24 protein-coding genes and 1 tRNA gene are annotated in these 26,293 nt (G+C 47.9%); 15 read left to right on the forward strand and 10 right to left on the reverse strand.

Going from position 1 to position 26,293, the window contains the following annotated elements:
* Positions 1–55: 55 nt before the first annotated feature.
* Positions 56–796 (reverse strand): hypothetical protein, encoded by a 741-nt coding sequence (locus AM329_RS14545; protein WP_032608408.1) that lies wholly within the window; start codon positions 794–796, stop codon positions 56–58.
* Between the two features lie 608 nt (positions 797–1,404).
* Between AM329_RS14545 and AM329_RS14550 the strand changes: the two genes are divergently transcribed.
* The 11 genes from AM329_RS14550 to AM329_RS14600 all read left to right on the forward strand — a co-directional run bounded on the left by AM329_RS14550 (position 1,405) and on the right by AM329_RS14600 (position 15,328).
* Positions 1,405–1,932, forward strand: a complete 528-nt coding sequence (locus AM329_RS14550; protein ID WP_223831778.1) for a hypothetical protein — start codon at positions 1,405–1,407, stop codon at positions 1,930–1,932.
* 39 nt (positions 1,933–1,971) lie between these two features.
* Positions 1,972–2,178, forward strand: coding sequence for an AlpA family transcriptional regulator (locus AM329_RS14555; RefSeq protein WP_020456342.1), 207 nt, complete (start codon positions 1,972–1,974; stop codon positions 2,176–2,178).
* A 107-nt stretch (positions 2,179–2,285) separates the two neighbouring features.
* Complete coding sequence (locus tag AM329_RS14560) at positions 2,286–2,819, forward strand: hypothetical protein (protein ID WP_032608406.1); 534 nt, start codon at positions 2,286–2,288, stop codon at positions 2,817–2,819.
* A 10-nt stretch (positions 2,820–2,829) separates the two neighbouring features.
* On the forward strand, positions 2,830–3,213 hold the full coding sequence (locus tag AM329_RS14565; protein WP_071886165.1) for a putative zinc ribbon protein: 384 nt from the start codon (positions 2,830–2,832) through the stop codon (positions 3,211–3,213).
* Between the two features lie 330 nt (positions 3,214–3,543).
* A complete protein-coding gene (locus tag AM329_RS14570; RefSeq protein ID WP_020456340.1) occupies positions 3,544–4,155 on the forward strand; it encodes an inovirus Gp2 family protein in 612 nt (203 codons plus the stop codon).
* Between the two features lie 205 nt (positions 4,156–4,360).
* Positions 4,361–6,823, forward strand: a complete 2,463-nt coding sequence (locus tag AM329_RS14575; protein ID WP_032608405.1) for a type I restriction-modification system subunit M — start codon at positions 4,361–4,363, stop codon at positions 6,821–6,823.
* Entirely contained in the window at positions 6,814–8,070 is a 1,257-nt protein-coding gene (locus AM329_RS14580) for a restriction endonuclease subunit S (RefSeq protein ID WP_223831779.1), read from the forward strand. Before AM329_RS14575 ends, AM329_RS14580 begins: the two co-directional genes overlap by 10 nt.
* Complete coding sequence (locus AM329_RS14585; RefSeq protein WP_032608404.1) at positions 8,067–9,500, forward strand: DUF262 domain-containing protein; 1,434 nt, start codon at positions 8,067–8,069, stop codon at positions 9,498–9,500. The genes AM329_RS14580 and AM329_RS14585 overlap by 4 nt, the downstream gene beginning before the upstream one ends.
* The gene (locus tag AM329_RS14590) at positions 9,493–11,523 is read left to right on the forward strand and encodes a DUF262 domain-containing protein (RefSeq protein WP_032608403.1); all 2,031 of its coding nucleotides are present in this window, start codon (positions 9,493–9,495) and stop codon (positions 11,521–11,523) included. Before AM329_RS14585 ends, AM329_RS14590 begins: the two co-directional genes overlap by 8 nt.
* Positions 11,520–14,615, forward strand: coding sequence for a type I restriction endonuclease subunit R (locus tag AM329_RS14595; RefSeq protein WP_032608401.1), 3,096 nt, complete (start codon positions 11,520–11,522; stop codon positions 14,613–14,615). The genes AM329_RS14590 and AM329_RS14595 overlap by 4 nt, the downstream gene beginning before the upstream one ends.
* Positions 14,615–15,328 (forward strand): M48 family metallopeptidase, encoded by a 714-nt coding sequence (locus tag AM329_RS14600; protein WP_032608400.1) that lies wholly within the window; start codon positions 14,615–14,617, stop codon positions 15,326–15,328. Before AM329_RS14595 ends, AM329_RS14600 begins: the two co-directional genes overlap by 1 nt.
* A 45-nt stretch (positions 15,329–15,373) precedes the next feature.
* Here the strand turns inward: AM329_RS14600 and AM329_RS14605 are convergent, their stop codons facing one another.
* The 8 genes from AM329_RS14605 to rraB form a co-directional block, all read right to left on the reverse strand.
* The gene (locus tag AM329_RS14605) at positions 15,374–16,855 is read right to left on the reverse strand and encodes an N-6 DNA methylase (RefSeq protein WP_032608399.1); all 1,482 of its coding nucleotides are present in this window, start codon (positions 16,853–16,855) and stop codon (positions 15,374–15,376) included.
* Positions 16,848–17,450 carry a restriction endonuclease subunit S gene (locus tag AM329_RS14610; RefSeq protein WP_020456332.1) on the reverse strand — a complete coding sequence of 201 codons (603 nt, stop codon included), beginning with the start codon at positions 17,448–17,450 and terminating at the stop codon, positions 16,848–16,850. The genes AM329_RS14605 and AM329_RS14610 overlap by 8 nt, the downstream gene beginning before the upstream one ends.
* A gap of 16 nt (positions 17,451–17,466) precedes the next feature.
* The gene (locus AM329_RS14615; protein ID WP_032608397.1) at positions 17,467–17,655 is read right to left on the reverse strand and encodes a hypothetical protein; all 189 of its coding nucleotides are present in this window, start codon (positions 17,653–17,655) and stop codon (positions 17,467–17,469) included.
* 262 nt (positions 17,656–17,917) lie between these two features.
* Entirely contained in the window at positions 17,918–19,165 is a 1,248-nt protein-coding gene (locus tag AM329_RS14620; RefSeq protein WP_032608396.1) for an integrase arm-type DNA-binding domain-containing protein, read from the reverse strand.
* Positions 19,166–19,363: 198 nt separating this feature from the next.
* Positions 19,364–19,448: transfer RNA gene (locus AM329_RS14630), tRNA-Leu, on the reverse strand.
* A gap of 105 nt (positions 19,449–19,553) precedes the next feature.
* Positions 19,554–20,276 carry a hypothetical protein gene (locus AM329_RS14635; protein ID WP_032608395.1) on the reverse strand — a complete coding sequence of 241 codons (723 nt, stop codon included), beginning with the start codon at positions 20,274–20,276 and terminating at the stop codon, positions 19,554–19,556.
* A 30-nt stretch (positions 20,277–20,306) separates the two neighbouring features.
* Entirely contained in the window at positions 20,307–21,065 is a 759-nt protein-coding gene (gene miaE, locus AM329_RS14640; RefSeq protein WP_032608394.1) for a tRNA isopentenyl-2-thiomethyl-A-37 hydroxylase MiaE, read from the reverse strand.
* Positions 21,066–21,111: 46 nt separating this feature from the next.
* Complete coding sequence (rraB, locus tag AM329_RS14645) at positions 21,112–21,537, reverse strand: ribonuclease E inhibitor RraB (RefSeq protein WP_008501374.1); 426 nt, start codon at positions 21,535–21,537, stop codon at positions 21,112–21,114.
* Between the two features lie 99 nt (positions 21,538–21,636).
* Between rraB and AM329_RS26135 the strand changes: the two genes are divergently transcribed.
* The 4 genes from AM329_RS26135 to xynR all read left to right on the forward strand — a co-directional run bounded on the left by AM329_RS26135 (position 21,637) and on the right by xynR (position 24,671).
* Positions 21,637–21,732, forward strand: a complete 96-nt coding sequence (locus AM329_RS26135; protein ID WP_213014347.1) for a hypothetical protein — start codon at positions 21,637–21,639, stop codon at positions 21,730–21,732.
* Entirely contained in the window at positions 21,702–22,706 is a 1,005-nt protein-coding gene (gene argF / locus AM329_RS14650; RefSeq protein ID WP_010427327.1) for an ornithine carbamoyltransferase, read from the forward strand. Before AM329_RS26135 ends, argF begins: the two co-directional genes overlap by 31 nt.
* 395 nt (positions 22,707–23,101) lie before the next feature.
* Positions 23,102–23,713 (forward strand): DUF3828 domain-containing protein, encoded by a 612-nt coding sequence (locus AM329_RS14660; RefSeq protein WP_223831780.1) that lies wholly within the window; start codon positions 23,102–23,104, stop codon positions 23,711–23,713.
* A 199-nt stretch (positions 23,714–23,912) separates the two neighbouring features.
* Entirely contained in the window at positions 23,913–24,671 is a 759-nt protein-coding gene (gene xynR / locus AM329_RS14665; RefSeq protein WP_032610166.1) for a DNA-binding transcriptional repressor XynR, read from the forward strand.
* Positions 24,672–24,675: 4 nt separating this feature from the next.
* Here xynR and AM329_RS14670 read toward each other — a convergent pair whose 3' ends face one another.
* Positions 24,676–26,286 (reverse strand): glycoside hydrolase family 43 protein, encoded by a 1,611-nt coding sequence (locus AM329_RS14670; RefSeq protein ID WP_032608391.1) that lies wholly within the window; start codon positions 26,284–26,286, stop codon positions 24,676–24,678.
* Positions 26,287–26,293: the final 7 nt, after the last annotated feature.

Consider the following 26,293-nt stretch of genomic DNA (forward strand, 5'->3'; position numbering starts at 1 on the left):
CAGTGAAGGAGTGGGGACGGTTCGTAGAGATAATATCTGTCTGAAAATATTTGGATTATTGCTTCCATATATCGTAAGGGAAGTTCACTGTAAAATCTCCTTCTTGGCTGGCTGAATAGTTTGAGTTTTCTTTGCGCATTGCAGCCATAAATAGATACCCGTCAGCAATTTTTGTTAGCGGAGCCCATGAGAGATGCAACCGATTTTTGTTTTTAAGATTTCTTTTCATGTAATCATTAATGCCGCAATAAAAGAAATCTTCCTCTCTTACAAAACACAAAGAATTAATATCGAAACAGTAGTTATCGACAATTAACGACATGAAGTTAATTATAACTGATGTGTACATTCCCTCTTCAAGAGGGTCAGGATAAAAAACACAAATATAGTGGCCATTATCAAAAGGCCTATATATTTCGACTAACTCACTTACTTTTAATTTGAATTTTTCTCTAAGGTCAAACCACAATTCTCTATCGGGCAGTGAAAATCGAATTGTACCTTCACTTACAAATACGTAGGAAATCTTTTTTATACTTTGATAAAAATACCTAAAAAAAACCTCATCCTTAGATACTTTAGCTTCTACTTCTTTAAGCTCATATGCAAATAAATTTAATAATTTAGTCTCCATTTCTCTTTTTAAGCTGTTTTGAAAAACCAGATAATCAAGAGCGGGTGCTATTGAATCAAGCAAATCAGAAATTACTTTCGATCTTGAGACTCCATAGCTTTTCGCATATCTATCAATTGTATTAATTGTCAACTCACTATCTGAGTTAAATGTTATTCTCATAATGGTTATTCGTTATGCAAATTTAAGAATGTGCATAACGATAACATAAAAGCCTCATTTTGTTGCGATGCGAGTCACATTTCACCCGTAAGATGGTGGTAGCATAACCCTGTTCCTCATCAACGCTGATCCAGCCGATGGAGTAGCCAATACATAATTCTTACGTTATCGCCGATTGTTATATCGAACAAGGACCATGATAAACACCTCTCGATGTTTACTGAAAATGTTTAAGCCAACGCATTCAGGATCTCGTTATCGGGTGTGAGTCTCATTAGCGATCAGAATGGGGGTTACTTGTCCGAATTTGATAATTAAGGTTAATTGGTATTATAGGAAAGTAGATCTCAGCATATTACAACTATCCCACCAGTAGATGGTACATTACTAGCAGTAAAAAACTGGATCAGCTAGACAGGTAACATTCTTGATTGCATTACAAAAAAAAACAGTTACTACTGTTCCTTTGGGCTCATCCAAAGGAACAACACAATGCAGAGACATTTCCCACACTTTAAAAAATCACTCCCAATGATTTCTTGCTGAATATGATTAACCACCATCTGAATAAGATCCTTGAATGTCAATCAATAATACTGGCATTTCGAATGGATTTTGATTACCACCGTGGTACTAACCGATTCATTCGTAATTCCTCATTTGAGATACAGGATGATCTCCGGGAATTAACTCAGGCTGTAATGCAAATGCCTCCTCTCTGCGGTTGCTTCTGGGTGTTGGAATGGACAAAAACAAATGCTATCCATGCTCATGCCATTTTTTATCTTAAGGGGCAAAAGCACCAGAAGTCATTTCCGTTTATTCAACAGATAGGTGACTTGTGGCTGAAGATAACTAACGACGAAAGGAAATACGAACGTTGTAAACCGAAGGACTGCTACCAGGACAACATCAATAACGTCGTTGACTATTACAACGACGAAGACGTTAAAAGTTTGAGGCGTATTGCCAGCTATCTAACGAAAGAATCCCAGAAGAATGGTTATCTGATTTGGGATGTAATGTGGTTCCTGAACCTGCAAGATAGGGCCGCCCCAGAAAAACAGAATAAGCTAACGACACTTTTTTACAGCACCACCGGTACCTATGCCGGAGTGGGCAGCAGTAATTCATAAACCGACTCCGGTCCCCTTTAGATACCGGAGAGCCCAGTTATGACCAGTAAACCTTCCCTGCTTGAAGATCAGTTTGTCGATATGGCTTTTATCACCCGGCTCACCGGGCTAACTGATAAGTGGTTTTACAAGCTCATCAAAGATGGAGTATTTCCAAAACCCATCAAACTGGGGCGCAGTTCCCGCTGGCTACAGAGTGAAGTCGAAGCCTGGCTTCAGGCCCGTATTGAAGAATCCCGCACTTAGCGTAAAGCCCTTCTCCACGCGTCAACAAAAATCCTGTCCATCATGCCTTAACCGCGCCTCGCGGAGACTCACGGCTGCCTGTCATTTATGTATTAAGGAATATCAAAATGAACAATTCACCTTTGCTCAACCATTATCAGACCTGGCTTGATGATTTTACTCGTATTAATGTGTTCCACGGCTTATACCATCAGCAAATAACGCAGTGGCACCGACTGACTATAACGTCCTGCCTGATACCGGAAGGTCATTCAGTTGAAGTAGTGCTCCCCCAGCGCCTGTTGCCGTTAACCCGCACCGGGCTTGTTGAGTCGTGTACTACCATTCCCCGTCTGACCAAGAACATCGATTATTCCCTTCTGCCCGGAGTACTGCTCAGCGAATGTTACCGACTGGGAAAAAGTCGACTGGCGGACCAGTTGCAGATGTTGTTCCGTTTGCATGTACAGCCAGGCTTACGCCAGACGCTGACATTGCTGTGCTGGTGTGAACTGGTAACGGGCAAGGATATGAAGGAATGGTATGAACTGCACCTGTCGCTTCCTGACCCCCTGAAGCAATGGCTGGCAATAAAACAGCGTACGTACCGGGGCCTCAAGGCTCTCGCTGATGATTACATCCTAGCCACCCGACCAGTGTGAGGACCGGATCATGCAAATACCCAAATGCTATATCGCACAGCGTAAAACGGGTGAGATCGTCGCAATCAGCCAGCTTAATTCAGTTGATGATGAATGGTTCTGCCACCATTGCCGATGCCCGTTGATTTTCCACCCCCCCACAAGAACGTCATCGCCTTGGTTCGAACACGACATCCTTCACAGACAACCGGAAGCAATGCTGCAATGCCACTATCTCGCTCCCGTCAATGGAAGGCCTTCAGCAGTGGCGAAGCTACAGCGTCTTCTGGCACAACTGCCTCCAGTCATTACAGCAACCCAATGGCAATGCACTATGTGCGGTCTGTCATATGGCGGCGAGAAACGCTGCCCTCAATGCAGAAAAGGGATATACAGTCGGGAGATACGAATTTAGCGATACGTACCAGGCAATCATAGGATTGATTAGTACACCAGAAAATTATTATATGGGGGCATATAACTTCGGAGTAAAAATCAATCACTTTCCATCATCCGGCCTCTGGTGCTGGTGGATTGGTCATTAGTAACCCATGACGGGTTGGTAATATTAATTAAAGGACTTATATATAAACAATATCATCTCAACATCATACCTATATACGGTCACTCATACACGACAGCCTTAATGGCTGGTATTACCACCCTTTAAATCCTTAATCCCTTTAACTGCCTATTACGGGTAAGGCTTTGCCCTGCCCGTAATTCATTACCCAAGGAAAATTATATGATTGATGATATCCGTCTCGATAGGCGGCACGCACCATTCAACACCACTTACCTACAGCGTATTCTACGCGTTATAAATAACGCGACTGTAGAGCACGCACGTACAATGGCGGTACGGGTAGACCTGCGTCTTCCTGACAATATGCTCATTAACCGACAGGGCCTGATATCTCGCTTCATTGAATCCCTCGATGCGAAGATTGCAGCACGCTACAGAAGTAAGTTGAAGCAGGGTACACGAACGTATCCATGCCACCTTCGCTATGCCTGGGTTCGGGAGGTGGGTGAGATTAATCAGAAATCGCATTACCACATGGTGTTGTTCGTGAATAACGATACGTTCAATGGACTAGGGAGTTACAAAGAAGACGGGACGGGCCTGGCGTCTCTGATACGGGAAGCCTGGCTAAGTGCTTTACAGCTTAGTCACCGCCTAGAGCACTGGACACTAGCCCGCTTTCCCGATAATCCACTTTATTACTTGGATATTAACTCACCTGGTTACAGTGAGGTTTATGATCAACTGACGTTTCGGTTAAGTTATTTTGCGAAAGAGCGCACTAAAGATTACAGCAGGGAGGAACGATCTTTTGGATGCAGTCAAAGCTAATAGGCTCGATATTACAACATTATAAACATTGGTTTTGACCAAGTTATAATGCACTGGTTACATCGTACTTTACCCTCATCGGCATAGTCTCAACGCTTTCAACTTGGTAAACTCTCGCCTAATTTCTCACGCCATAGGCAGCGTTTCAGCACTGGTGCTTGTTACCCCCTGGCGCGTTCTCAGTATTGTTTTCACCGGACACCATATGGCTATCAAGAAGAACGAACTTTACTCCTCCCTTTGGGCGAGCTGCGACGAGTTGCGTGGCGGAATGGACGCTTCACAGTACAAAGACTATGTGTTGACCCTACTGTTTATGAAGTACGTCTCTGACAAAGCTAAGGGCAACCCTTACGCGATGATTGAAGTGCCGGAAGGTGCAAGTTTCGACGATATGGTTGCTCTCAAGGGCAACAAAGAAATTGGCGAAAAAATTAACAAAACCATCAGATTACTGGCTGAAGCTAATGACCTGAAAGGTGTTATTGACATCGCCGACTTCAATGATGAGGACAAGCTGGGTAAAGGCAAGGAGATGATCGACCGCCTTTCCAAGCTGGTGGCAATCTTCGAAGGGTTGGATCTCTCAGCCAACCGCGTTGATGGAGACGATCTGCTGGGTGATGCCTACGAATATTTAATGCGTCACTTTGCTACAGAGTCAGGTAAATCCAAGGGGCAGTTTTATACCCCGGCAGAGGTGTCACGCATTCTGGCGAAAGTAATTGGCATCAGTAAACAGACACCACAGGATGCTACCGTTTATGACCCTACCTGTGGTTCAGGCTCACTGTTGTTGAAAGCCAGTGACGAAGCCGGTCCGAAAGGACTGACCATTTATGGTCAAGAGATGGATTATGCGACCAGCGCACTTGCACGCATGAACATGATCCTGCATGACAACGCTACCGCTAAAATCTGGAAAGGTAACACCCTGGCCGATCCACACTGGAAAGATGGCAACGATAATCTGAAAACCTTCGACTTTGCTGTAGCTAACCCCCCTTTCTCCAACAAAAACTGGACCAGCGGGCTGGATGCTGCGAACGATACTTTTGACCGTTTTGTCTGGGGTACACCACCAGAAAAGAATGGTGATTATGCTTTCCTGTTGCACATAATCAAGAGCCTGAAAAGTACCGGCAAAGGTGCTGTGATCTTACCTCACGGCGTTCTGTTCCGTGGCAATGCCGAAGCGCGTATTCGTGAAAATCTGCTCAAACAGGGTTATATCAAAGGCATCATTGGCCTGCCCGCTAACTTGTTCTACGGCACGGGTATCCCGGCATGCATTATTGTCATCGATAAAGAAGATGCCCAGCTCCGAGCGTTCAACGCTAATGGCGAGAGTCAGCAAGGCATCTTTATGATCGATGCCAGTAAGGGCTTTATTAAAGACGGCAATAAAAATCGCCTGCGCGCCCAGGACATTCATAAAATTGTCGATGCGTTTAATCGCGAGCAGGAAATCCCCCGCTTCAGTCGCATGGTCCCGCTGTCAGAAATTGCGGCCAACGACTTCAACCTCAATATCCCTCGCTATATCGACAGCAGCGATCCGGAAGATCTACACGACCTTTCTGGCCATTTGGCTGGTGGCATTCCTAATCGCGATATTGATGCCCTTAGCGCTTACTGGAAAATTTTCCCGACTTTACGTCAGGAACTGTTCGAACCTGCCCGACCTGGTTACAGCAATGCACGAGTCGAAGCAAATGAAGTAAAGACCACTATCCTTGCGCACCCGGAATTTGCCGCTTTCAGAGCTGGAGCATTGATCCCCTTTGAAAAGTGGTTTGCAGACTGTCAGCTTGAAGAAATTGCTCGTGGGGACTCACCCAAACAGCTGATTGAAGAAATTGGCGAGCGGCTCCTCGCTGCCTATGCTTCTGAAACTAAAGCTGACATCCCGCTACTTGAGAACTACGCCATCTATCAGTTACTGATGGACTACTGGATGGATGTGATGCAAGACGATGTTTATGTCCTGAGTCAGGATGGCTGGCAGGCGGGCAAAGTGCTTCGTGAACTTATTGTAGAAAAAGGGGAAAAACTCAAAGAAACACCGGATTTGGTAATAGGCAAGAAAAAGTATAAGGCTGAACTTTTGCCGCCTGCACTGTTAGTAACTCGCTATTTTGCTACAGAGAAGCTGGAACTGGATCAACTTCAGGTCGCTTATGATGAAGCTGCGCAAGCACTTGAAAGTTTCCTTGAAGAAAACAGCGGTGAAGATGGACTACTTGCCGATGCGATGAACGACAAAGAGAAAGTGACAGCTACCAGTGTTAAAGCTCGACTTAAAGTCACAACAGATAAAGAAGAAAAGGCTGGACTGAGGATTGCTCAGGTATTGTTCGATGCAGAAACCAAAGCCAAAAAAGCGCATAAAGAAGCACAGGAACGACTGGATCTTGCGGTATTTGCTCATTATCCAAAGCTCGATGATAATGACATTAAAATTTTGCTGGTACATGATAAATGGAAGGCCAGTTTGGCTGGTGCCCTAGAAAGGGAGATTGAGCTTGTCACGCAGCGATTGGCAAATCGAGTGAAAGAACTGGAAGGACGTTATAGTGCGACGCTGCCCGATCTTATAAAAAATGTGGATAAGCTAGAAACCAAAGTTGCAGCTCACCTTAAGGCAATGGGGCTAGAATGGGCATGATTCTAGAACTGTGTGAAAAAATGGAAGTGAATGGAAAATCTATGCCGCAAGTGTCATTTCCGGAGGGTTGGGAGTTAAGGTTACTTGGAGAACTTGCCACTATCTTTTCTGGGGGAACTCCTAACCGAAAAAACCCAGAATACTGGGATGGCGATATTCCATGGATTACTACAACTCTAATTGATGGTAGTGAGATATTTGAAGCTAATGAATTCATCACACAAAATGGATTAAAAGGATCGTCTGCTAAGTGGTGTAAAGCTGGCACCATTTTAATGGCTATGTATGGTCAAGGAAAAACTCGCGGTAAGGTTGCACTTCTAGGGATTGATGCAACGATAAACCAAGCCTGTGCCGCTATCGAATTAAGCGAATTGTGCTCAAAAGAATACGTTTTACATTTGTTGATCTCAAAATATGAACAAATCAGAGAGTTAAGCAACTCTGGGGGACAAGAAAATCTAAGCAGCGGAATTATAAAACGTTTAGAGGTTCTTATCCCTCCTAAAAAAGAACAAATAATCATCGCTAAAGTACTATCCGATACAAATGCGCTAATTACTGAGTTTGGAGAGCTGATCGCCAAAAAACAGGCCATCAAAACCGCAACTATGCAACAACTGTTGACTGGCCGCACTCGCCTGCCACAATTTTCCAAGCATTCAGATGGGACACTCAAAGGCCATAGATCCAGCGAATTGGGAGCTATTCCTGAGGACTGGCAAGTAGTTCCTTTTAAAAATGTGCTCACGATAAAGCATGGTAAAAATCAAAAAGAAGTCGAATCACCAAGTGGACAATATCCTATTTACGCGACTGGTGGGCAGATTGGAAATGCAACATCTTTTTTATTTGATAAACCATCAGTATTAATTGGGCGGAAAGGTACAATAGACAAACCCAGATATGCTGAGACGCCTTTCTGGACAGTGGACACACTATTTTACTCTGAAATAAAAAAGGATTTTTGTGTAAAATTTATTTATTACAAGTTCTGTATGATTGACTGGATGCAGTATAACGAAGCATCCGGTGTTCCTAGTTTAAATGCTCACACCATTGAAAATGTGTTGGTCACATTACCCAATTTAGAGGAACAAACCGCTATTGCAAGTATCCTCTCAGACATGGACGATGAACTCAAAGCATTGGAACAAAAACTCGCTAAGACCCGAGATTTAAAACAAGGAATGATGCAGCAACTGCTGACCGGCCGTATCCGTTTACCGTTGGAACAGCAGTCATGAAACATACCCTTGATAAGACAGTTCTGTCCATCAAGGGTCTTTTGAGCCTGACTGACGTAACCATTCCGGCCTATCAGCGTCCTTATAAATGGACGGCAAAAAATATAAGCGAACTGTTTGCGGATATTGATAGCCATCTTGATAAATCGGCTTACCGGTTGGGCTCAGTGGTGTTTCATCAGACTGAGAACAATGAAGAAAACCGACTGGATATCGTCGATGGCCAGCAACGTACTTTGACATTAATGCTGGCCGTATGGGCCATTATCGAAACCCGACTTGCTGGATTGGAACGCCAGGATTTGCGGGAAACGCTTGCCCAGCTAAGACCCATCGTTGAAGGTTTTATGGGCAGGCAGCACTTTGCCAGTCAGGTGTCTGAAAACAATCTGTACCAGAATTATCAGGAGCTAAAACGTCGGGTTAGCCATCGACAATTCAGCGAGCACCATATTGATTTTCTCCTCAACCGCTGCCAGGTGGTGGTCTTTGTGCTGGCTGACTTGTCTGAAGCCTTTCAGTTCTTCGACTCACAAAATGCCCGAGGGCGGGATCTGGATCCACACGATCTGCTTAAGGCCTTCCATCTACGTGAATTCGCCAGCCATGAGGTAGAACTGAAAGCTGCTTCCGTTGCCCATTGGGAAGGATTACCCAGCGATGACCTGGCTAATCTTTTCGCATCCTATCTCTACAGGGTACGTCAATGGTCGCAGGGAAATTCAGCTCGTTTCTTTGGTAAGGATGAAGTCGGCCTATTCAAAGGGATCAACCTTGATCAGATTGGTCAGTTCCCTTATGTGGAATCTATGCGCATAGCTCACCATTTTGTAGATGACTATAACAATCAGTATCAGCGCAAGATTGATGGCCAGAAAATGCGTTTCCCTTTCCATCTCGATCAAATGATTATCAATGGAAGACGCTTTTTCGAAATGGCGGAACACTACCAGCAACAGGTATCGGCAATTATCGCCAGTGAGCACGCCAGCACTCGCACTCAAAAGCCGTTAATGATTCAGGGCGTAGTCCTTGGTGAAATGGCAACCCAGATACTAAGAACGTTAAATAGCTATAGAAATCGCTATCGAACAGGGGATCAATATATACGCACAATGTTTGATTGTGCTCTGATCTTTTATATCGACAAATTTGGTGGGCAGTCGTTATCTGCAGCGGTTGAAAAAAGCTTTATCTGGGCCTACAGATGCCGAATTCGGCAGCAGGTGGTACAGCTAGCGACTATGGATAAGTACGTGCTGGAAAATAATCTGTTCCGGGTGATCAAAGAAGCGAGAGTACCTGGTGATGTACTATCTATGCAGCTACTCACAGTTCGGGCTTCAGAAAATTACAATAACCGCCGTAAAGGTAACTATGAACAAGATGAACTGGTGAGGCTGTTCAAGGAGATGAACTACTATGAGTGATGCACAGGTAACTTCCTTTACGGTCAGATCATTGCTGGGTGATGCATCTCGTTATCTTATCCCCATGTACCAGCGTAACTATGCCTGGGGAGAGGGTGAGATCACTCAACTTGTGCAGGACATACTCGACTACCAGCAAAAAAGCCTTCATAGCCCACTCCCTCAAACTTACTACATCGGTACGTTGGTCGTGTTCACTCGCCCTGATGGGCAGTTAGAGATCATCGACGGACAACAGCGTTTCACTACCCTATCCCTTCTTGCTAACTGGTTAAAAAAACATGCGGGATCCTCGCTGGATATGAGCTGGTACCAGGGCATTAATCTGGGGTTCGAGAGTAGACCAAAATCCAGTGAGACCTTTGCACGCCTCTGGCAAGGCGTCGAACCACATAAACTTCGAAGCAAGGAATTTAACGAAGGGTTGATTAATGGCTATGAGCTGATTGGCAAAGTGCTGCGCGACTTGAAGCTAGTTGGAGAGCCATTAAACCATTTTTGTACCTATCTATTCGACTATGTACAAATTGCCCGAATAGAAGTGCCTGCCGATACCGACCTCAACCATTTTTTTGAGGTGATGAATAACCGTGGCGAGCAACTTGAAAAGCATGAAGTGGTGAAAGCGCGACTCATGGCTGCGCTCAACAAGATAACGGACAAGCAAGATCGACAGAGCAGCTTGAGCACCCTCTCACGAGTTTGGGATGCCTGCTCCAACATGGAACGTTATGTCCAGTACGGTTTTACACCTACCGAACGTCATCAGTTATTTGGGCAGGAAAATTGGGGGAAATTTGTGCCTGCTGATTTTAATTCGCTGGCTGGCATGCTTATCTCATCGGCTTCGGAGCATGGTACAAGAAAGAACCAAACAAGCCGCACACTGGCTGACATTATCAAGTCATCTTCAACCATAAGTGGTGATATAGGTGAAGAAGATGAAGGTAGCTCAGAGCGTTTTAATAGTATTATCAACTTCTCCAACTTCCTGCTTCATGTGCTACGTGTCTGTAGCAACACAGGTAAGAACAGAGTAGATGTTCCTCTTGACGACAAACAATTAATTGAACAGTTCGAACTTCGGCTGTTAAAGCAGAATGACCCAGTTAAAGCAGTACAAGATTTCGTATTTGCACTTCTCAAATGCAAATACCTTTTTGATCAATACTTGATAAAACGAGAGTTCGCCAAGGGTAGTGATGGGTGGAGCCTCAAACGTCTGCGTTGGAATTCAAGCACAAGTACCAGCTATACAAACACATTTCAGAAAGAAAATGGAGATTATGCTGGAGCCAACCGGCAGATTTTGATGCTGCTATCCGCTTTCCACGTTTCAACCCCTACTCTGGTTTATAAACACTGGTTGAATGGAGCTTTGTACTATCTATTTAATGCCCATTCAGCTAAAAAACAGATAGATGCAAGGAAGTACCTTGGGTATCTGGAGCATCTCGCCTCCACGTTTGTCTTTCAAAACTTCCTGGCAGAACAAGAACCAAAATCATATTTTGAAATTATCTACGGCAAAGAGGTACATATCCAACCAGCGATACTTTCCGACAAGATTCAGAAGAAGATGCGCTTTGGTATGATAGCGAACAACCTGGTATTTAATTACCTGGACTACTTACTCTGGTGTCGTGACAGAAAAAAATCAGAGGCAGTCAAACGTTTTGAATTCACCTTCCGAAGTTCGGTAGAGCATTTCTACCCTCAACATCCCATGGATAGCTACAGGATATTACCAGATACATCGCTGCACTCCTTCGGCAACCTCTGTCTGATTAGCCACAGCAAGAATTCGCGACTGAGTAATTTCCAGCCAAAACAAAAGCAAGAGCACTTCGAAGCGAGTCTTGAACGGAATGAAATAGATAGCCTGAAACTGCTCGCCATGATCGAGCTGATGAAGAAGAACAATCAGTGGGGGGAAGAAGAAATCGCCACTCACGAAGCGGAAATGCTGGCAGTGTTAACCGGTGCAGGTGGTAGTGATAGCGTATTTAGGGAGGTGTTATGAACAGTGTTGGTCAACGTGAACGCATAACACAAAAACGTGTTATCCAGTTATTCACCGATCATCTCGGTTATCACTATCTTGGTAACTGGCACAAAAGAGAAGACAACCGCAACATCGAGCCTAGCTTAGTTTCAGCCTGGCTATCAAAACGCGGTGTTTCAGAAATCCTAATCGCCCGAGCATTACGGCAGCTGGATCGAGCCGCAAGCCTCGGTGAAGGTCGTATCCTCTATGATGCAAACAAAGAGGTGTATCGTCTGCTACGCTACGGCGTAAAGGATAAAGAAGGTGCTGGTGAGCAGAATCAAACCGTGTGGTTGGTAGATTGGAAAAATCCAGAAGCCAATGATTTTGCTATAGCTGAAGAAGTGACCTACAACGGTGAAAATAAAAAGCGCCCGGATTTGGTGCTGTATGTTAACGGTATTGCGCTTGGTGTCATTGAACTAAAACGTTCTACAGTGTCAGTCTCAGAGGGCATCCGCCAAAACCTTGATAATCAGCAAAAAGCCTTCATCCGCAACTTCTTCACTACCATCCAACTGGTGATGGCCGGTAATGATTTAGAAGGGCTTCGCTATGGTGTAATTGAAACGCCGGAGAAATATTACCTTCAATGGAAAGAAGCCGCTGAATCCCCCCACGCCAACATGCTTGATCGTCACCTGGCTCAGATATGTAATAAACAGCGCCTGCTGGAATTGATCCACGACTTTATCGTTTTCGATGCTGGAGTGAAAAAAACCTGCCGTCATAACCAATATTTTGGTGTCACTGCAACGAAACCGTTTATTCAACGCAATGAAGGCGGGATTATCTGGCATACCCAGGGCAGTGGTAAAAGTCTGACTATGGTTTGGCTAGCAAAATGGATCAGAGAAAATATTACCGACAGCCGAGTTTTGATCATTACCGACCGTACAGAACTTGATGAACAGATCGAGAAAGTGTTTAACGGTGTGGAAGAAGAGATCCTTCGCACCAGAAGCGGCGCAGATCTGGTGACTCGCCTGAATCAAACCAAGCCCTGGCTTATATGCTCGTTAGTGCATAAGTTTGGTCGTAAGGAGGAGGAAGACAGAGATGCTGACACGGACGATTTTATCGAACAAATGAAACGAAATATCCCTGCCGATTTTAGCCCGAAGGGAAAATTATTCGTGTTTGTGGATGAGTGCCACCGAACCCAATCCGGCAAATTGCATGCGGCAATGACAAGCATTTTGCCAGATGCACAATTTATCGGTTTCACCGGTACCCCGCTGATGAAGAAAGATAAGAAGAAGTCAGTGGAGGTCTTCGGGCCTTATATCCACACTTATAAATTTGATGAAGCAGTCAATGATGGGGTTGTACTGGACCTGCGCTACGAAGCTCGTGACATTGATCAGCGGGTCAAATCTCAGAAAAAAGTCGACCAGTGGTTTGATGCTAAGACATCTAAACTTTCTCGCCTTGGCCAACAGCAACTCAAGCAGAAATGGGCTTCGATGCAGAAGCTGTTGTCGAGCCGCTCGCGGCTGGAACAGATTGTGGCTGACATCCTTCTCGATTTTGAACAAAAACCACGGCTCGCCGACGGCCGAGGTAACGCCATGCTGGTCTGTTCCAGCGTCTATCAGGCCTGCAAATGCTATGAGATGTTTAGTGACGCAGGTTTTGCCGGTAAATGTGCGATTGTGACGAGCTACCAGCCAAATGCCAGTGAGATTAAAGGCGAAGAGAGCGGTGAAGGACTGACTGAGAAACTAGCCAAGTACAACATCTACCGCAAAATGCTTGCGGAATATTTTGAACAACCTGAGGCTGAAGCAGCCAAACGTGTGAGTGATTTCGAAAAAGAGGTCAAACAACGCTTCATCAAAGAACCAGGCCAGATGTGCCTTCTAATAGTCGTTGATAAGTTATTGACTGGCTTTGATGCCCCATCAGCCACTTACCTCTATATCGACAAGAAAATGGCCGATCACAACCTTTTCCAGGCGATATGTCGCGTTAACCGGTTGGATGGTGAAGATAAAGAATACGGCTATATTGTCGACTATAAAGACCTTTTCCGCTCATTGGAAAAAACAGTTCAGGACTACACCGCAGAAGCCTTTGACGGCTACGACAAAGAAGATGTAGCCGGGTTACTGAAAGATCGTTTGCAACAAGCCAAAATCGATCTTGATGGTGCTCTGGATGCCGTTCGCACCCTTTGCGAACCAGTAAAAATGCCACGCAATCAACTTGATTATCAGCATTATTTCTGTGGGGAATCAGGGGCGTCGATAGAGCAGTTATCTGAGAAAGAAGCTTTACGTCTAACATTGTATCAATCCGTGGCGAAGCTTATCCGTGCTTTTACCAATCTGGCAGGTGAGCTAACAGATGCTGGTTATAGCGAGCAGCAGGCAAATCAAATCCGCATTGATGTTGAGTTTTATACAAAAGTCCGCGATGAAATCAAAATAGCCAGTGGCGATTTCGTGGACATGAAGCAATTCGAGCCAGGGATGCGGCAGATGCTGGATCTTTGGGTGGATGCCGATCCTAGTGAAACCCTTATGGACTTTGAGGAACTAGGGCTGCTTGAGTTGATTATTGAACGCGGAGAAGAAGCACTGGATGGACTTCCAGCCGACATGCGTGGCAACCAGGAGGCCATGGCTGAAGCGATTGAAAATAACGTTCGCAGAACTATTGTTGATGAAAACCCCGTCAACCCGAAATACTACGAAAAAATGTCGGTGTTGCTTGATGAACTGATCGCACTTCGTCGTCAACAGGCGATTTCCTATCAGGAGTATCTGGAGCACGTACGTGAACTGGCGAAGCAGGTTAAACATCCGCAGTCAGGTAGTAAAAGTACTTATCCAGCAAGTATTGATACCCTCGCCAAGAAAGCGTTGTTTGACAACCTCGGGCAGGATGAAGTCTTGGTGACAAAGATAGATGCTGCAGTCCGTCACACCAAAAAGGCCGACTGGTACGGGGATCGTTTTAAAGAACGCGAGATTAGTTTCGCTATCGCGGAAGAGATTAAAGGTTATTCAGTGACGGTCGCAGATGTAATGGCCCTGGTGAAGGCACAGAAGGAGTATCGCTGATGCCATTGGTTACCTTTGGTGAGCTCACTCTCGATTTGCAGCGTAAGCCAATCAAAAACCTGCATATCAGCGTACTGCCTCCGGATGGCCGAGTGAGAGTATCGGCCCCCGTCTCACTGTCAGACACAGCTATCAGGATGGCTGTTGTCAGAAGGCTGGTATGGATCCGACAGCAGCAAGCACAATTTCAGGCTCAGCCGCGCCAGAGTGAACGAGAAATGTGTAGTGGCGAAACACACTACCTTTGGGGAAGAGGATATCGGCTGGATGTAGTTTTAGTAGATAAGCCCGCTGAAGTGAAACTTCAGGGTCGTTGGATACGCATGAAAGTACCTCCACATTATGATACGGCCCAGCGGGAAGCTGTTCTCAACCAGTGGTATCGCGGTATTTTAAAACAAAGACTGCCTAAGTTAATGCCAAAATGGCAGCAGGAAATTAAAGTTGAAGCCAGTTATGTTGGCATCAAGCGAATGAAGACTAAATGGGGTAGCTGTAACCCCCAAACCGCACGTATCTGGATCAATCTCGAACTGGTGAAAAAACCTCCTGAATGCCTTGAATTCATTGTGGTTCACGAGCTAGTTCATCTACACGAACGCAAGCACAATGAGCGTTTTATCGGCCTGATGAACATGTACCTCCCGAACTGGCGCGAACACAGAGCTAAGTTGAATAAGATGCCCTTGGCTTATAATCACTGGGGATATTGAAATTTAATCAGAAAATGGTTGATACTATTGCATCAACCATCTCCATCAATTATCAATAAAATCTTTCATTTCTCTTTCTAATTCATGCAATGTTGATAGTAGTTCCTCACGCTGTTGACGTAAGCTCTCAAGATCAACAAAAGCCTGCTCCTCATGCTTCTTAACATACCGAGATATATTTAAATTAAAATCATTTTCTTGTATTTCATCAAAAGAAGCAACATGTGAAAAATTACTGATACTACTTCTTTCAAAGTAGCATTCTGATACCTTCTCAATGATTTCATTTGTTATTAAATTGCGCCCCTTTACGGGTTTAGCCAAATCAGATGCGTCGATGAACACAACATTAGAATGTTTTTTATCTCTCCTGAAGATCAAAATGGCGCATGATATCCCTGTCCCAAGAAGCAACCTATCTGGTAGACCTATTACCGCATCTAACAACCCTTCACTAACTAAATTTTTCCTTATACTCTCCTCTTGACCTCCACGGAACAATACCCCGTGAGATACCAGTATGGCCATTCTACCAGTTGCACTTTTAAGTGTTGAAATCATGTGCAAAATAAAGGCATAATCACCCTTAGACTGAGGTGGAAAACCTAAATTAAAACGACCATAATCATTATGTATTAAATCATCATGATTCCAACCGATAATATTGAATGGAGGGTTAGAAGCAACTACATCAAACTGTATCAATCTATTATCTGTATCCAGAAGCTGAGGGTTAGATATTACATCCCCCCATTCTATCCGACTATTAATTTCGTTATGGATAATCATATTCATTTTAGCCAAGGCCCAACTGGATCTATTAGCCTCTTGACCAAACAAGGTATAGTTATTGCTTTTAAAGGATTTTTTTATTTTTTCCCCTAGGGTAATTAAAAGAGAACCAGATCCACAAGTAGGATCACAAATACTATCTCCATCCTTAGGCTGCAATAACTCTGCAAATAGTAACGAAATACCTTCTGGAGTATAAAAATCTCCACCCCTCATCGCCGAGTCAGATGCAATCTTTTCAAAAAGATATCTACATGCTACTTTTATCTTTTCATTACCACCTTGAATATAACCAAAATTCATTTCAGGACGTGCAAAAATAGCGAGTAAATCAACAAGCATTCGATCTCTCGCTGATCTTGCACCAAAATTAACCGTCGCAAATTGTATAGACTCGAATAAATAACCACCTCTACTTTGACAGACAGAATCAATAGCCTGATCAATTAACTTCAGCGAGTCGTCAATCCTCTCGCCAATATAATCACCATGATTCTTAGCCTCATGATATATTTTATAAAAACTCGCAACCTCTGGTACTCGAGAAACAATCTCTAACAACCCAGAATATTCTTCATTAATTAAATCATATTCATAATCAGCCTTAACATCAGAAATATATTTCAGCAATAACATTGAAAATATATAATCTTTATAAGAAGATGAGTCAACTTTCCCTCTAAACAAATCACAAGCAAGTAAAAGTGATTCATGAAGCGCCTTCATCTCACTCATTTTCTAACTCCTCGCTATTAATGATACTTTCACATATACCATCAAAGAGCATATCACCATTTTGTATTAGTGAATTATAAACTGTTTTTTGTTTATTCCAGTTTCTATTAATAGAACCAATCTTTTCTTGAACCCCCAAATTTGGAAGTTTAACAGTCATTTTAGAAACTGTTTTTGAATTAATTTTACTAATACTAGTACCTTCACTCAAACTGCGAATATGTTTACTTCCAGAAGTAGAGTTTATATACCAATGTAAATAATGTGGCAGTATTAGATTATCATTACATCTAATTACTGCTAACTGATTGGACGTAATGATTGGTTTGCCTAAATTTCCTTCGATAATCCCAGCAGAAAACACAGGCCCCCGCAGACGTAATAAAATATCATTAGGGAAAAGATAATGCTTCTCAGGATTACCCTCTGGGATAACAGAGGTTAAAGCACCTAGATCTAAAATGCCGTCAAGTCCAATATCTTTCGTCTGGATAAGATAACAGGAGCCTTGCTCACCAGCATCTTGTATCGCCGATTTAAAGGGCATCCCTAAGCGGATCTCAGCAACACTCTCTAATGTAACAATTTTATGCATAAGTAAGTTAGGGAGATTACTCTCCCTTTCCTCCAGTAGTTTTAAGCACAATCGAGTGTTTCCAATTCACATCCCCAACACGTACATCTAAATCCATCTGCAATGAGGAAAAGGAGAGCGCCTGTACCAGCATAACAATACAAGCCATATTCCCCCCCTTACTTATTGACTTTTTACGCAGGGATTGATATTTTTTCTCGTTCATTTTGTTAGAGCCTCTCAGAGCGGTTTTAATCAGAATGTTTCGGGTAAATAGCAGCGGCAACTGCTATTTACTCCCTCTCTTACCTAGGTAGTAGCGTCGTACTAGGTCAGTGAGAAGACTATAACAGGTTACAGAGAATTTATGCAATAGTAGCGTCGTACTACTTTTTCACGATGTCATTGCCGCTATGCATCATGGGCTCACTAACCTCATGATTATTCTCATTTATCTTGCGAATTCATGATAGAAAAATATTTAGGTGTTACTTTCCAAAATCAAACGGACTTACCCCTATTTCCCGATTCGCATCCAGATAATCCGCCCACCACTGCAACATCAACCTGCGCTCCCCCAGATGTTCCGCTTTATGGATGTAGGCAGCCCTAACAGAGCTACGCTCCTGATGGCTCATCTGCCTTTCTACAGCATCCCTCGACCACAAACCCGATTCAATCAATGAGCTACAGGCCATCGTCCTGAATCCATGCCCACAGACCTCCGTTTTCGTGTCATAGCCCATCACTCGCAGAGCCTTGTTAACCGTATTCTCACTCATCGGCTTACGCGGATCGTGATCGCCCACAAAGATCAGCTCTCGATTCCCATTCATGCTTTTGATCTTTTCAAAAATAGCCAGAGCCTGCCGCGACAAAGGAACAAGATGGGGAGTCCGCATCTTTGAACCACGCTGAGAATGTTTAACACCTTCCAGCGGTTCACGCTCACCTGGAATTGTCCACATGGCAGTATCAAAATCCACTTCTGACCAGCGGGCAAAACGCAGTTCGCTTGAGCGGATAAAGACTAACAAGGTAAGTTCGACAGCCAGTCGGGTTAATGGTCTTCCGGAATAGTGATCGATGCGGTGAAGCAATTCAGGAATGCGGTTAAGTTCCAGAGCAGCACGGTGCTTTCTTTTCGCCGTAGCAACCGCACCGGCAATTTCTTGCGCCGGGTTATAATCGATTAAGCCACTCTGCACAGCAAAGCGCATAATCGCGGTAGTACGCTGCTGTAAACGGGCGGCGACTTCGAGTCGTCCGGATGATTCCACAGCCTTAATGGGCACAAGCAGATCTCGTGTCTTCAGGTCAGCAATATTGCGTTTGCCGATAGCAGCAAAGAGATTATCCTCAAGACTTTTCAATACACGAGCACTATGCGATGCGGACCACTTCTGATTGCTGGCATGCCATTCTCGGGCAACCACTTCAAACGTTATCGCTTCCTGCTCTTGTTCTACCTTAACAGCTTTCTTATTCTCACTAGGGTCGACGCCGTTAGCTAATAGCTTACGGGCCTCATCCCGGCGTGCCCGGGCATCCGCCAATGACACTTCGGGGTATTTACCAAACGCCAGCATCTTCTCTTTGCCGCCAAAGCGATAACGAAGCCGCCAGTATTTTGAGCCATTCGGGTGAACCAGCAAAACCATGCCTTCACCGTCGGTCAGCTTATAGGCTTTTGCTTCAGGCTTAGCCGAACGAACCTTCACATCACTCAGAGCCATGATGAGTATCCTTTCAAGGGTTCTGTGTGGGTACAAACATTATCGAACCGCGATATACCCGCAGCTGTACCCGCATCAGTAAGTTGATGTAGATTGAATCAGGTTGACTTAGGTTGAGTGAAAAAGCGAGGAAAGCCTTGCGGATACTGGATTTCAGGCACAAAAAAAGACGTCCGTTGACGTCTATTGATGTTCCGATGGTGCCGAAGGCCGGACTCGAACCGGCACGTATTTCTACGGTTGATTTTGAATCAACTGCGTCTACCGATTTCGCCACTTCGGCACTGAAGGGGATGCGGAAACGTTGTGGATTATACCTGTCGCGCGCCGCCATGCAAGCGACGACGCGCGAAACCCGCGCTAAGTGCCCAAAAAACCAGCGCTACCGTCAGTCCAGCTCAGACACCGCCAGCCGAATCACCCTCGCCGCCTTCTGCTCCGGCAGCGCCAGCACCTTGGCCCACATCTCCTGCACCATATCGCAGGAGAGCTTCTCTTTGCCCGCTGCCTTCTCCGGCATCTGCAGCAGCTGGATGTCCTCGCCGTACTTATCGGCAAGCGCCTTCATAATCGGCCGCACATCCTCGACAGCCGCCTCGCGTTCTCCCGGTGTCACGGTGTGGCGGTTTTTGCCGTAGGCCGCGCGCATCATGTCGGCGTCGGCCTGCATGCGCCGCGCCATCAGGTCTTTATCCAGCATGCGCATCGGGTTGATGCCGCCCTTCACCATCGGGTAGAGGAAGCGGAAGCAGGCGTCGTCGCTCACCTTCTGGATGGCGGCGGTCTGCTCCATGTTGATGGTCATGTAGTTCACCACGTTGGCATCCGGGGCGTTTTGCAGGCGCGACATCTGCAAATGCAGGATCTGCGGCTGGATGGTGTCGATAATCTGCTGCTCCGGCTCGCCCGCTTTTTGCAGGGCGGCCATCTGGTCGAGGATGCGCTGATGCAGCGCGGGCTCCTGCTCCTTAATCACCTGCCAGGCGGGCATCGCGTTAAGGGCGTTATCCATCTGCCGTTCCGGGGCGCGCTGCCTGTCGAAAAACACCCAGAACGCCACGGCGGCAGCCGCAATGACGACAATCACAATACGGGTCCACGTTTTATTCATCTCGCATCCTTATCCTTGAGTTATGCCGGTTTACACCGGCACGCCGCTGTGGAAGCGAAACTCGTTGTCCGGTGTCGAGATAAGTGTGGCTTCAATTTCGCCAAAAAGCTGTATGCGCGGTGAGATATCGTCGTCGCTCACCTGCCGGGCTAGCGTCAGGTAGTCCTGATAATGGCGTGCTTCCGAGCGCAGCAGCGAGAGATAGAACTTCTGCAGGTCGTCGTCGAGGAACGGGGCCAGCGCGGCGAAGCGTTCGCAGGAGCGGGCCTCGATGTAGGCGCCGCAGATAAGCTTGTCGATCAGCGTCAGCGGTTCGTGGGTGCGCACTTCTTTCAGCATCCCTTTGGCGTAGCGGCTGGCGGTGATTTTGACGTACGGAATGTCGCGGGCCAGCATCGCCTCGCGCACCTGCCAGAAGTGGTGCAACTCCTCTTTAATCAGCAGCACCATGCTGTCGATGAGCGCCTGGCCCCACGGGTCGTCGGTTTTGGGCATCACGCTTTTGCCAATCTGCCTGTGCAGGGCGATGAAGTCCGGCTCCGGGCCGTCGCGGAAGGTGAACTGTTCGTAGGGTTTGAGCCAGTCGAGCAGCGCGTCGGCACCGCTTTCGTCGGCGACGTATTTACGCACGAGTAACAGCGCGGTCTGGGCGGCCTTGAGCTCGCACACCATGTGGTCGGTGAGCAGCAGCGGCAGGTTCGCCGGGTCGCGGGCTTTATCAATCCATGCTTGCGGGGTCGGGCACTGGAGGAAGTTGAGTACGGGGGCGAGTATCTGCGGGTAATCCATGGTTCTGCCTTGAAAAAGCGGTGGCGCGCGCCACCGCCTGAAACGCTTAGTGACGCACGCCGTCGTCGTCTTCGTCGACGTAATCTTCGTCGTCGCCTTCTTCGCCGTCTTCACCGTTCGGATCTTCGAAGTAGGTTCCCCAGCCGTCGTATTCCACGTCAAACTTCTCGGCCAGGTTCATCAGCTGTTCTACCTGCGCGTCGATCAGCTCCGCCTTCAGCGCGCCTTCGCTCAGGATGTCGCAGCAGATGACGGTGTCGCCCTCTTCCACTTCCAGCTCTTCCGGCTCGGTCACTTCGTAACCCAGCTTGAAGGCTTCCACGGCCATTTTTTCCAGCGCGTCGAAATCATCCGCAGAGAAATGGTGCTCGATGGTGTACAACGCGTCCGGATCGCTACCGTCTTCCAGCAGCTCTTCAATAATCAGACGCGTCTCTTCGCGTTGCTCTTCCAGTAATTCCGGGTTTGCCATGGCTCAATCCTCTTTAAAGTGCGGCAGATACTTCTATTTTCACACACGGACGGGTTTGCCTCCACCTTTGTTGGAAAGATTTGTGAAACGGGGTTGCAAATGAATAATTACACATATAAAGTGAATTTTAATTCAATAAGTGGCGTTCGCCATGTGAGGATAAAATGTCTGATTTGTACAAGAAACACTTTCTGAAATTGCTCGACTTTACCCCTGCACAGTTCACTTCTCTGCTGACTCTTGCCGCACAGCTCAAAGCCGATAAAAAAAATGGCAAGGAAGTACAGAAGCTTACCGGTAAAAACATCGCGCTCATCTTCGAAAAAGACTCGACCCGTACACGTTGCTCTTTCGAAGTTGCCGCATTTGACCAGGGCGCACGCGTCACGTATTTAGGGCCGAGCGGCAGCCAGATTGGGCATAAAGAGTCAATTAAGGACACCGCGCGGGTTCTCGGGCGGATGTACGACGGCATTCAGTATCGCGGTCACGGCCAGGAAGTGGTCGAAACGCTGGCGCAGTATGCGGGCGTGCCGGTGTGGAACGGGCTGACCAACGAGTTCCACCCGACCCAGCTGCTGGCGGACCTGCTGACCATGCAGGAGCACCTGCCGGGCAAGGCGTTTAACGAGATGACTCTGGTCTACGCGGGCGACGCGCGCAACAACATGGGCAACTCGATGCTGGAAGCGGCGGCGCTGACCGGGCTGGATCTGCGCCTGGTGGCCCCGAAAGCCTGCTGGCCGGAAGAGAGCCTGGTGGCGGAGTGCAGCGCGCTGGCGGAAAAGCACGGCGGGAAAATCACCCTGACGGAAGACGTGGCGGCGGGCGTGAAGGGCGCAGACTTTATCTATACCGACGTGTGGGTGTCGATGGGCGAAGCCAAAGAGAAGTGGGCGGAGCGGATTGCGCTGCTGCGCGGGTATCAGGTGAACGCGCAGATGATGGCGCTCACCGGCAACCCAGACGTGAAGTTCCTGCACTGTCTGCCGGCGTTCCATGACGACCAGACCACACTCGGCAAGCAGATGGCGAAAGAGTTCGACCTGCACGGCGGGATGGAAGTGACGGACGAGGTGTTTGAGTCGGCGGCGAGCATCGTGTTCGACCAGGCGGAAAACCGGATGCATACGATTAAGGCGGTGATGGTGGCGACGCTTGGGGAATGATTGACTCCTCTGCGGTCTGGTGCCCTCACCCCGGCCCTCTCCCACGGGGAGAGGGAGAAAACACTAAAAACGACAACAGCGTTATCGTCGGGCAGAAAAATTCATTTTACTGACACTTTCTCAGATAGGCATTAACCATAATAGATATTTATATTTTTATTGACCATTATTTACTGAGTAGATAATGGTTAATATCAGATCATTATCAATTACAAAACACCGTATATTAGCGGCGTAATATTTCCTTATTGCTGCATTTCGTTAATAATGATTATTTATGTCATGGAATAAGCATGAAGCTGTGTCGTATGCCCGCAGCCACGCACATCATAAAAATACCGGTTACTGCCCCCGCGCCGTTGCTGCAGCTATCCGCGCCGGAGGACTGAAGATTGATGGCGCTGATGCAAAAAACTTCTGGCGTTCTCTTGAGAAGGCAGGATTCAGTAAAGTGTATGGCCCCCCTATTGAGGGTGATGTTGCAGTCATTGACGCATTGCCTGGTGCGCATCGGAAGATACGGCCAAAAATCACCCTTTACAGGCACTATTGATATGAAAAATATCTTACCGCTTCTCTTAATATTTTCTTTCTATGCAACGGCTGGCCTTTCTGATCCAATTGAGCGTGCTGTAAAATTTAACAGCTGGTACGTAAATCAAATCAACAAAGACGTATTTCCCATTACTGATGGAAACGAAATAGATAAATATGTCACAGCATCAACAATGAAAAAACTCCGTCACGCGCAGGATCCTCGCTATGCAGACGAAGAGTTTTACGAGGCCGATATATTTTTAAAAGCGCAATACATCGGCGATGACTGGCCGCAGAATGTAACAGCCATAGCCGGGGATACCGATCCAGTCTGTGTCAACGTATACATTGCATTCGGTAAAAAGCAGGACCACATAGTCATAGACTGCATGGTTAAAGAAGACAACTTATGGAAGGTACAGTCAGTTTCTGCTGTTGAATTTTCAAGAAACCTGACTATACCGAACTGAGCCAAACGACGTACCGGCAAAAATATTGATACTGCGCGCTCTTTTTGCCGGGTGGCGCTGCGCTTACCCGGCCTACACAACCCGTAGGCCCGTGCAAGCGAAGCGCCGCCGGGCGAATCAGGCCAGCTCCATTTCATTGATTTTTCACCCCGAAAAAGGTACGTTTTCGCCTTCATTCCAGCGTGGACATGCCAGCATTATGCCGATTATTCAGTCTGTTGAACGTGCGTTGCAGATCCTCGACCTGTTCAACGAGCAGGCCACCGAGCTTAAGATCACCGACATCAGCAAACTGATGGGGCTGAGCAAGAGTACCCTCCACTCGCTGCTGAAAACTCTGCAGCTTCACGGCTATATCGATCAGAACCCGGAGAACGGCAAATATCGCCTCGGCATGAAGCTGGTCGAGCGCGGCCATTTTGTCGTGGGCTCCATCGATATTCGCCAGAAGGCGAAGGGCTGGCTGACGGAGCTGTCTCAGCGGACCGGGCAGACCACCCATCTGGGGATCCTGGACGGGCGTGAAGGGGTCTATATCGAGAAGATTGAAGGCAAGCTGGCCGCCATCGCCTATTCGCGCATCGGCCGCCGCCTGCCGGTTCACGCCACCGCCATCGGCAAGGTGTTGATTGCCTGGCTGGGCGAGACCGAGCTGAACGCCCTGCTGGAGGGCTATCAGTACACCACCTTTACTCCCGCCACTCTCTCCTCTCGCGAAGCCCTAATAAGCGCCCTGGCGCAGACCCGCGAGCAGGGCTACGCCCTGGATAGCGAAGAGAACGAGCAGGGCGTGCGCTGCGTGGCGGTCCCAGTGTTGAACCACGAGTCCCGCGTGATTGCCGCCCTGAGCCTGTCGACCCTGACCTCGCGCGTGGACGATGCAGAGCTGGCTGATTTCCGCGAGCAGCTTCAGCAGGCTGGGCTCCAGCTCTCACGCGCTCTGGGCTACCCGGCCTGAGCCGTTAGGCCGGCTCGTAGGTGAAGTAGTCGAAGTCCGCGTGGCAGCCGTCGCCGCTGATGTCCTCGCAGTGCAGCCCCACAAACGCGCCGGTGAAGAAGCCGCGCCCGCCAATGTAGTCATCCGACAGCTTCCACGCCTCATACGTCACCGGCACGGTGTGCCACGTCTCGCCGTCGAACGAGTAGCTGTAGCGGTAGACCAGCCTATCCACATCCACCCGGAGCCAGACGCTCTCCGCACTCTCCGGCACGGGAATCGGCTGCTCGTGCAGCGGCCATGACGGCACGTTGTGGTCAAGCTGGATCACCTTAATCGTTCTGCCCTGCCCCTCCTCGTAATCCACAAAGCAGTAGCTCCAGTTTTTGCTGTTGTAGTAGCAGGTCAGCCCCGCGCTCTGCTGGAAGTGGACCGGCGAGAACTGCATCCGTGTTTCTGAGCGGAAGGCGAAGTGCTGCCAGCGGCGCGCCACGGTCGACTGGGTAAAGGTCGAGTTGAGCGAGTCGTTGCCGTACAACCGTAAGTAGCCCGGGCGGGCGGTGAGCGAGCCGAGGGTGTCGTCGAACGGAATGCGCAGGGTCTGTAGCTCCGGGTCAAGCGTACTGCCGTCGAAATCATCCCGCCAGTTACCCTGAGCGGCTGCGGGCTGCTCCGCCACCTGCGGGCCGGGCACGGTCAGCTGCGCGTGTTTGCCGCCTTCCACGTACGGCCAGCCGTCGCGCCACTCAATGCGGGCGATGCCGGTCTCGCGCCCCAGCGGGCAGTAGCCGCGCCCGCCGGAGGCCAGCAGCGGCACGCCGGGCAGACGCAGCGGGCGGCTGGTGAGGTAGGCCATGTACCACTCCCCCGTGTGGGTCTGCAGCAGCGAGCCGTGGCCGCTCTTCTGCAGCGGATTCTCCGGCAGGTGCCAGCTGGTCATCATCGTCACGTCCGGGTGCAGCTCGTACGGCCCGTCGATGGTTTTTGAACGCAGCACCACGACGGCGTGCTCGTAGCTGGTGCCGCCTTCGGCCACCATCAGGTAGTACCATCCCGCGTGGCGATACAGGTGCGCGCCTTCGGTGTAGCAGAGCGGCGTGCCGGTAAACAGGGTTTTGCGCTCCGGCGAGAGCGTGCCGGTCTGCGGATCAAACGCCTGCAACACGATGGTGTTGTGCGGGTTGCTGTGGTGGCGCGGCCCCCACGGACGGTAGAGGTAGTACTTGCGGCCATCGTCGTCGTGGAACAGGGACGGGTCAAACCCGCCGTTGCCCATCGGGATTGGCTCGCTCCACGGCCCTTCGATGGACGGCGCAGTGACGAGGAAGTTACGGCCATTTTTCCACGGCGAGTCGACAATCTTTACGTCGGTGTAGAGCAGCCAGAATTTGCCATCGGCGTAGCTCAGGCACGGCGCCCAGATGCCGCCGGAGTCCGGGTTGCCCTTCATGTCCAGCATCGACACGCGGTCCAGCGGCGTGCTGACCAGCGACCAGTTTTTCAGGTCGCGAGAGTGGTAGATGCGCACGCCGGGGAACCACTCGAAGGTCGAGGTGGCGATGTAGTAGTCCTCGCCCTGGCGGCAGAGGGACGGGTCCGGGTTGAAGCCGGTCAGAATGGGGTTAGTGATTTCCATGTTGCCT

Source organism: Enterobacter cloacae complex sp. AR_0002 (assembly GCF_001922365.1).
GTDB lineage: Bacteria > Pseudomonadota > Gammaproteobacteria > Enterobacterales > Enterobacteriaceae > Enterobacter > Enterobacter hormaechei_C.